Origin of the sequence: Actinocorallia libanotica (genome assembly GCF_039525175.1) — a bacterium.
GTDB classification, from domain to species: Bacteria; Actinomycetota; Actinomycetes; order Streptosporangiales; family Streptosporangiaceae; genus Actinocorallia; species Actinocorallia libanotica.
This window is the reverse complement of record NZ_BAAAHH010000085.1, coordinates 1-6894: the sequence shown is the minus strand read 5'-3', so window position 1 is coordinate 6894 and position 6894 is coordinate 1. Positions and strand designations below refer to the sequence as shown.

Annotated in this window: 11 protein-coding genes; 5 read left to right on the top strand and 6 right to left on the bottom strand. The window is 70.4% G+C overall.

The window, feature by feature from the left end:
- On the top strand, positions 1–792 hold a 792-nt coding region (locus tag ABD140_RS39485), incomplete at its 5' end, for a pentapeptide repeat-containing protein (protein WP_344248125.1).
- A 26-nt stretch (positions 793–818) separates the two neighbouring features.
- On the opposite strand, the gene ABD140_RS39480 is transcribed toward ABD140_RS39485, so the two are convergent.
- Positions 819–1736 carry an aminoglycoside phosphotransferase family protein gene (locus tag ABD140_RS39480; RefSeq protein ID WP_344248123.1) on the bottom strand — a complete coding sequence of 306 codons (918 nt, stop codon included), beginning with the start codon at positions 1734–1736 and terminating at the stop codon, positions 819–821.
- Between the two features lie 106 nt (positions 1737–1842).
- The gene (locus ABD140_RS39475) at positions 1843–2427 is read right to left on the bottom strand and encodes a Tn3 family transposase (RefSeq protein ID WP_344248121.1); all 585 of its coding nucleotides are present in this window, start codon (positions 2425–2427) and stop codon (positions 1843–1845) included.
- Between ABD140_RS39475 and ABD140_RS39470 the strand changes: the two genes are divergently transcribed.
- A complete protein-coding gene (locus ABD140_RS39470; protein WP_344248119.1) occupies positions 2413–2718 on the top strand; it encodes a hypothetical protein in 306 nt (101 codons plus the stop codon). The two genes, ABD140_RS39475 and ABD140_RS39470, sit on opposite strands and share 15 nt — an antisense overlap.
- A gap of 137 nt (positions 2719–2855) precedes the next feature.
- On the opposite strand, the gene ABD140_RS39465 is transcribed toward ABD140_RS39470, so the two are convergent.
- Positions 2856–3002 carry a hypothetical protein gene (locus tag ABD140_RS39465; protein WP_344248117.1) on the bottom strand — a complete coding sequence of 49 codons (147 nt, stop codon included), beginning with the start codon at positions 3000–3002 and terminating at the stop codon, positions 2856–2858.
- A gap of 98 nt (positions 3003–3100) precedes the next feature.
- Between ABD140_RS39465 and ABD140_RS39460 the strand changes: the two genes are divergently transcribed.
- Positions 3101–3661, top strand: coding sequence for a P-loop nucleotide/nucleoside kinase family protein (locus tag ABD140_RS39460; protein WP_344248115.1), 561 nt, complete (start codon positions 3101–3103; stop codon positions 3659–3661).
- 521 nt (positions 3662–4182) lie between these two features.
- On the opposite strand, the gene ABD140_RS39455 is transcribed toward ABD140_RS39460, so the two are convergent.
- Positions 4183–4470 (bottom strand): DUF1330 domain-containing protein, encoded by a 288-nt coding sequence (locus ABD140_RS39455; RefSeq protein WP_344248113.1) that lies wholly within the window; start codon positions 4468–4470, stop codon positions 4183–4185.
- Here ABD140_RS39455 and ABD140_RS39450 point away from each other — a divergent pair.
- Complete coding sequence (locus ABD140_RS39450) at positions 4469–4741, top strand: hypothetical protein (RefSeq protein WP_344248111.1); 273 nt, start codon at positions 4469–4471, stop codon at positions 4739–4741. The genes ABD140_RS39455 and ABD140_RS39450 overlap by 2 nt on opposite strands.
- 66 nt (positions 4742–4807) lie before the next feature.
- Here the strand turns inward: ABD140_RS39450 and ABD140_RS39445 are convergent, their stop codons facing one another.
- Together ABD140_RS39445 and ABD140_RS39440 are read right to left on the bottom strand one after the other, a co-directional pair.
- The gene (locus tag ABD140_RS39445; protein WP_344248109.1) at positions 4808–5374 is read right to left on the bottom strand and encodes a dihydrofolate reductase family protein; all 567 of its coding nucleotides are present in this window, start codon (positions 5372–5374) and stop codon (positions 4808–4810) included.
- A gap of 20 nt (positions 5375–5394) precedes the next feature.
- Entirely contained in the window at positions 5395–5982 is a 588-nt protein-coding gene (locus ABD140_RS39440; RefSeq protein ID WP_344248107.1) for an NADPH-dependent FMN reductase, read from the bottom strand.
- A gap of 129 nt (positions 5983–6111) precedes the next feature.
- Between ABD140_RS39440 and ABD140_RS39435 the strand changes: the two genes are divergently transcribed.
- A partial coding sequence (locus tag ABD140_RS39435) for an AfsR/SARP family transcriptional regulator (RefSeq protein WP_344248105.1) occupies positions 6112–6894 on the top strand: 783 nt, incomplete at its 3' end.

Below are 6894 nucleotides of genomic sequence, written 5' to 3'. Positions count from 1 at the left end.
GCCGAAGCCGCGATGCGCACCGCGGCCGCCACCGAGCAGGGCCTGGTGACCGGCCGCTACACCGCCGCCATCACCCAGCTCGGCGACAAGGACAGCCTCGACATCCGCCTGGGCGGCATCTACGCCCTGGAACGCATCGCCACCGACTCCGAGCGCGACGACACCGTCATCGCCGAACTCCTGGCCACCTTCGTCCGCGAGCATCTCGAAGACGAAGACGCCCGCCGACTCCCGCCCGAGGCCGATCCCCAGCGCTACCGGCTACGTGCCGACCTGCGCGCCGCCCTGGCCGTCCTGGGCCGCCGCACCCACGACAACGGCATCCGCCCCGACCTGACAGGCTTGGACCTCCACCAACTCGACCTTTCCCGCATCACCTTGGTCCGCACCAACTTGAGCGGCGCGAGCCTGCGTGACATGGATCTGCGCGGGGCTGACCTACGTGGAGCCGACCTGCGCGGAGCTGACCTGCGCGGAGCCGATCTGCACAGTGCGAACCTGAGCGGCGCGGACCTGAGCAACGCGGTTCTGAACGGCGCGAGCCTGCGCGGAGCGCGCCTGTACGACGCGGATCTGATCAGCGCGGACCTGTGTGACGTGAACCTGAGCAGCGCGGACCTGAGCAGTGCAGACCTGCGCGGCGCCGTTCTGAGCGGTGCTGACCTCTATGGCGCAGACCTGAGCAGCGCGGACCTGCGCGGCGCGAACTTGGATGGCGCGAAGCTGAACAGCACGAACCTGAACAGTGCGAACCTGAGCCGTGCACAGGGGCTACCGCCCAGGCTGCTGTGAATCGCCCTGTTCCCGACAGGGCGGGGTTATCGGCACCCGGTTGTCGTAAGGCGCCGCAGCGCGGCATGGGCGGGTGGGCCCCACGTGGCCTTGCCGCCTGGACGGCCGTGGACTCCGGCTTCACCGATGCTGATGCAGGCGAGGGCTTTCAGCACGGCCAAGCCGCGGGCACGGCGGAGAGTATCGACGTCCGGGATCGGTCGGTAGGCGGCGTGGAAACGGTCGATGGCGCCGTCGGGGAGCAGGATCCACGCAGCGGCGAGATCGTAGGCCGGATCGCCGGCGAACATGTCGCCGAAGTCGATCACTCCGCTGATGGTGCCGTCCGTGGTGAGGACGTTGGCCGGATGCAGGTCACCGTGCAGCCAGAGCGCAGGGCCGTCCCAACCGGGCGCGGCCGCGGCGTCGTCCCAGACCGCGCGAACGGCGTCAGGGTCGGAGATCAGCCCAGCCTCGGCAGCCCAGGCGAGCCCGGCAGCGAAGCCCTCGGTGTAGTGGGGCAGAGGCCCGCCGCGGTCCCGCCCCGCGGGTGCCCGGTCGGGGGCGGGTTGGTGCAAAGCCGTCAGGAAGGCGGCCAGGGCGTCGGCGGCCTCAGCGCCGCAGGTGACGGGCGCGCGGTCGGCGGGCTCACCCGGCACCCAGGTGGTGACGATCCAACGCTGCGGAAACAAAGCCGAGGGTTCGCCGAGCCGCTGCGGGACGGGAACCGGCAGCGGAAGGCGCGCGGCAAGGGAGGGCAGCCATGCGTACTCCTTGAGCAGCAGCTCCGCTGCGGAATCCGTCGCCCAGGGCAACCGCACGGCGAGATCGTCGCCGAGGCGCCACAGCTGGTTGTCCCACCCACGCGCGCCGAACGTCACGGGCCGATCGGCCAGGTCGGGGTGCTGGTCACGAAGAAGCTCCCGCACCAGCTCAGCATCGATCTCGATCTCAGCGCGCGTCATGCAGGACAACAGTAGTCGGAAGAAAACCGATCGATTCCGGGTCGGCAAGCGGCAACAGCGCGATCAGCGCCCCTCTGGCGGTCTCACGAGGGTCCGTCGCGGACGGTCAGCCCGTGCTTGACGACCAGCGCGGTGAGCGGACGACCCGGACTATGTCGTCCCAGCACTGAACGATCGCGGGGATCGACACCCGCCGCAGCCGAAGCTCATTGAACGCGCCCCACCCGTTGGAGCCGCGGTGGTCGCGGGTGATCTCCCCGCGCAGCATGGCGGTGTCGACCCACCACGGCTGGGTGTCGGTGATGTCGGCGCGGCGGGGCGCGAACTGGTAGCCGCAGACCGCGAACATGCCGTAGACGACGTCGCTGCAGGAGCCGGTGTCGGTCGTGACGATCTCGGGCGGCTCGGTCGCGTCCAGCCGGTGGATCACGTCCAGGACGTACATCGAGTCCCGCAGCGTCCGGGCATGGTCGGGGTCGTCGGCGGGCTTTACCGGGTGCGGACCGAATGGGTCCTGTCCGGCGATCCGGACGCGGGTGCGTCCGCCCGGTCGTGGTCGGCCCCGCTTCGGCGGCCGGGAGGTGGGGACGGTGTCACCTTTCTCGTCACTCGTGTCATCCCCGGGGATGATGGAGGCATCGGCGGCTGGCTCCGGGGTCGCGGCGAGGGAGGACGGATGGATGCGGCGCACGAGGCGCTGGCGGCGATCGCCGCGGCGGCGCGGGATGCTTACGGGTCCGGTCAGAACATGCGGGTGCGCTCCTCCGGGGTGGTGCACGCCGTCACCCTGACCACCTGGCTGCAGGGGCTGCGCCTGCCCGGCCCGGCCTGCATGGTCGGGGTCGCCGGGTGGGATCCCTCCGCCGCTCATCCCGAGCATGGGGAAGTCACCTGCAGGCGGTGCCTGCGCCTGAGTGACGCCCGCCCGGAAGCCGACGTCGACCAGCTCGCCCTCTTCGACGCCGGCGACTCCCCTGCCTGAGGTCTTCCACCGCCTCGAGGCCCTGGCGCGGGTAATTTCTGGTGTTCCGGCGGTGTCCAACATGCGCGCGTAGGGGGCTCGCGTCATTCGCAGAATTCAATGGCCACGACGCTCACGCCCCTCGCACGCACACACGCTTACGCGTACGGGTGTGCGTAGAGAGGTCTCATTGAGGAGCAAGACGGCTCGTGCCCTCCGCCGACCTGGCGCAGGTACCGGTCCTCCAGGTCGGCCAGGACGTGGTCGACCTGCTGCCAGGCGGTGGCGCGCTCGTGGTGGTCCAAGAGCTGCAGGCTTCCGCCTCGCCAAAGCGCCCACCGCCCCGACATGCCAGTCCGCCCCGGCAGACGGATCCCCCGTGCGTGAAGTGCCACAATGCATCATGGTCACAAGCTCACCGACGCTGATCGTGGTCAGCGGCCCACCCGGAAGCGGCAAGACCACTCTGGCTCGGAAGGTCGCCGCGCGGATCGGCTGCCCCTTGATCATCCGCGATGAGATCAAACAGGGCCTCGTCATGGCCACACCCGGTTACGAACCGGGCGGCGACGACCCCCTGAACCTGACCGCGCTGACCGTCTTCACCGACGTGCTCACCACGCTCCTGAAGTCCGGGACGACCACGGTCGCCGAGGCCGCCTTCCAGGACCGGCTCTGGCGACCGATCCTCGACGGCCTGACCGCACTGGCAGACGTCCGGATCATCCGCTGCGAGGTGCCCGTCGAGACGGCCCACACGCGGGTCGCCGACCGCGTCGCCACCGATGTCCACCGGACCGCGCACGGCGACACCAAACTCCTTCAAGCCATCGCGGCAGGCGACAGCCCGATCGCGTCCTTCACGTCGATCGCGATGGACCTGCCGACCCTGGTCGTGGACACCTCCGACGACTACCGGCCCGGCCTCCCCGACGTCATCGCGTTCGCCACCGGAAATGCCTGACCGACGGAGTTTCCCCTCCGGGGGAACACCCCACTGAACCCGGCACTCCCGATCTATGTGCGCGACAATTGACTGTCACGTACATGAGCGATCACGACCGGGCTGAGGATGTGCCCCTCCACGCGCTGCACCACTCGGTTACGTTATCCGGCACGTCACGCATGTGGCGGGCAGCCGGTGAGCGCAGCCGAGGCGAAGGTCACCGCGCTCCGCGGCGCCACGATCACGCTCACCGATGCAGCGGAGGCGTTCCTCGTCACCCACCGGGTCGCCGACCCCGACACCCACCGCGCCTACGCCTCGACGATCGACCGGACCATCGGGGTCGTCAGCAGCCGCGAACGCCTCCTCGCCGACATCAACCGCCCGCCGAGCCCAGCGAGTCCGTGCTGCCGGGGGGAACGCCCGTGTGCTCATCTCCGTCGCCCCCCTACACGGGCGAGACCTTCAAGCCGACCGACCGCCCCGGTCTCGGCACCATCATTCACTGGAACCGTTGAGAGGGCTGAGAGGCGGAGGGGTCAGACGCCCTTGGCGAGGATCACGACGCCGGTGGTGGCGGCGACGCGGTCCTTGGAGATCTCCTGGTACTCGGCGGAGTACGCCCATTTCTCGAAGGCTTCGCGGTCCTTGAAGGACATCAGGACGACCTTTCCGTAGGGCCAGTCGCCCTCGATGACCTCGGGCCGCTCGTCGGCGGCGAGGAGGCGGCCCCCGTAGCCGAGGAGCACGTCCATGAAGCGGGCGGCGTAGGAGTTGTAGCGCTCGCGGTCGTGAATCGAGATCTGGGCCATCGCGTAAACGGTCATGGCCGGATATTACCGAATAGTATTCGGTTTCTTCGGGCCATCCTGCGGGGCGGAGTTCGATGATCTTGCTTTTGGCGCCGGCGGCCAGATAGACGAGCATCGCCGGTCTGCCGGGGAAGTGCCGATGGCCACCCTGAAGCCGATGGGGCCTCCGCCAGATGCGCAGCCGCTGGAATTCGCCGAGGCGATGGTCGGCGCACCGCTCGGAGTGAGACTGCCGCTGAGGGAAGGACTGTTGCAGGTGATCGTGACGGCCCCGGCCGCCCCCTGAAGCGCGCGGACCGGGGCGCGGCGAGCGGCTCCCCGGCGGGGCGGGCCCGTCGGGGAGCCGCGGCGGTCACGCGGCCGGGGCGGTCTTGCGGTAGGTGTGGACGACCACGCCGGTGCCCAGGACCAGGGTGTCGGCCAGCTCGAAGGTGGCGTTGAAGGACTCCGCGCCGATCAGGCGGTCGCCGCCCTTGCCCAGTCCGGCGAAGACCGGGTGGACCCACAGGCGCAGCTCGTCGAGCAGGCCGGCCTCCACCAGGGTGCGCGAGAGCTCGCCGAAGCCGTACTGCAGGATGTCCTGCCCCGGCTGCTCCTTGAGCCGGGCGACCTCCGCGGTGACGTCGGAGGAGATGATCGAGGTGTTGTTCCAGTCGGCCTTCTCCAGCGTGGTGGACACCGCGTACTTGGGCAGGGTGTTCATCCGGACGCCGTATTCACCGGTCTGCTCCTCCATGTGCGGCCACGTCGAGGCGAAGCCCTCGTAGGTCCGGCGGCCCAGCAGCAGCGCGCCGGAGGAGAACAGCAGGTCGTAGGCGTACTTCTGGGCGTCCTCCCCGAAGTAGGGCAGGCTCCACTCCTGGGGGTCGCCGACGACGCCGTCGAGGGTGACGTAGGTCGAGTTGATGATCTTGCGCATGGTCTTCTCCTGGGTGGGGATCAGGCCTGGTAGGGGGATGCGATGCGCGCCGCACGCAGGGCGTGCGCCCACCAGGCGAGCTGGTCGAGCATGGTCTTGACGGAGGTGTTGCACTCGGCCGCCGGCTTGGGCCAGCCGCCGTCGGCGGTGAAGTCGTTCCAGTAGCACGGCAGGCTGACGGTGCCGCGGATCGCCACGGCGTGCAGCTCACCGAAGATCTCGCGGAGCTGGGCGGCGGCGTGCCTGCCGCCCGACTCGCGGCCGTAGGACACGATCGCGACCGGCTTGGCGTGCCACTCCTCGTAGTACCAGTCGATCGCGGTCTTCAACGGTGCCGGGAAGCCGTGGTTGTACTCGGGGGTCACCACGATGAAGGCGTCCGCCGCGGCGAGCCGGGGCGCCAGCGCCCGTACCGCCTCGGGGGGCTCTTCATCGTGGTCGGCGAGCGTGGCCGGAAGGTCGGCCTCGACCAGGTCGACCAGGTCGGCCTCCAGGTCCGGTCGGCGGGCCGTCCGCTCCAGGAGCCAGCCGGCCACGGTCGGCCCGAACCGGCCGGTGCGGGTGCTGGCGATGATGACCGCCACTCGCAGCCGTCGGTGGTGCTCCATCGTGTCCTCCCTCCGCCGTCGTGTTGATGTCCTTACTGTGCCGGGGCGCCTTTCCGGTCGGTTGACGGTCCGTTGCCGATCTGCCCGCTCTCGCCGTAACCCGGGCGGAAAATCGCTATCGTGCCGATCATGCAGTTCGGTGTGCTGGGTCCCCTCGCGGTGTGGACCGACGAGGGCGAACCCGTCACCGTGCCCGGAAGACTGGTACGCGCTCTGCTGGCCGACCTGCTGCTCCACGAGGGGCGCACGGTGTCCGCCGACCGGCTGGTGGACGACCTGTGGCCGCAGGACCCGCCCGCCAACCCGGCGGGGACCCTTTCGGCGAAGGCCTCCCAGCTGCGCAAGGCCCTGGGGGACGCCGAGCCCGGCGGACGCGGACTGGTCGCGGCCCGGCCGCCCGGTTACCTCCTGACCGCCCCCGCCGAGAACGTGGACGCCCGCCGCTTCCAGGACCTGCTCGCCCGCGCGGGCGACACCGGCGACCCGCAGGCCAAAGCCGACCGGCTGACCGAGGCCCTGGCACTGTGGCGGGGCCCCGCCTTCGCCGACTTCGCCGACGAGCCGTTCACCCAGGCCGCCATCGCCCGGCTGGAGGAGCTGCGGCTCACCGCACACGAGGACCTCGCCGCGGCCCGCCTGGACCTCGGCGACCACGCCCTGCTCGCCGGCGAACTGGCCGACCTCCTGGCCGCCCACCCCCTGCGGGAGCGCCTCAGGGCCGCCCATATGCGCGCCCTCTACGCGGCCGGCCGCCCAAGCGAGGCCCTGGCCAGCTTCACCGAACTGCGCACCCTCCTCGCCGACGAGCTGGGCCTGGACCCCGGGGCCGAGCTGACCGCGCTCCACCAGTCGATCCTGGCGCAGGATCTGCCCGCCGCACCGTCGCGCACCCGGCCGCGCACCAACCTGCCG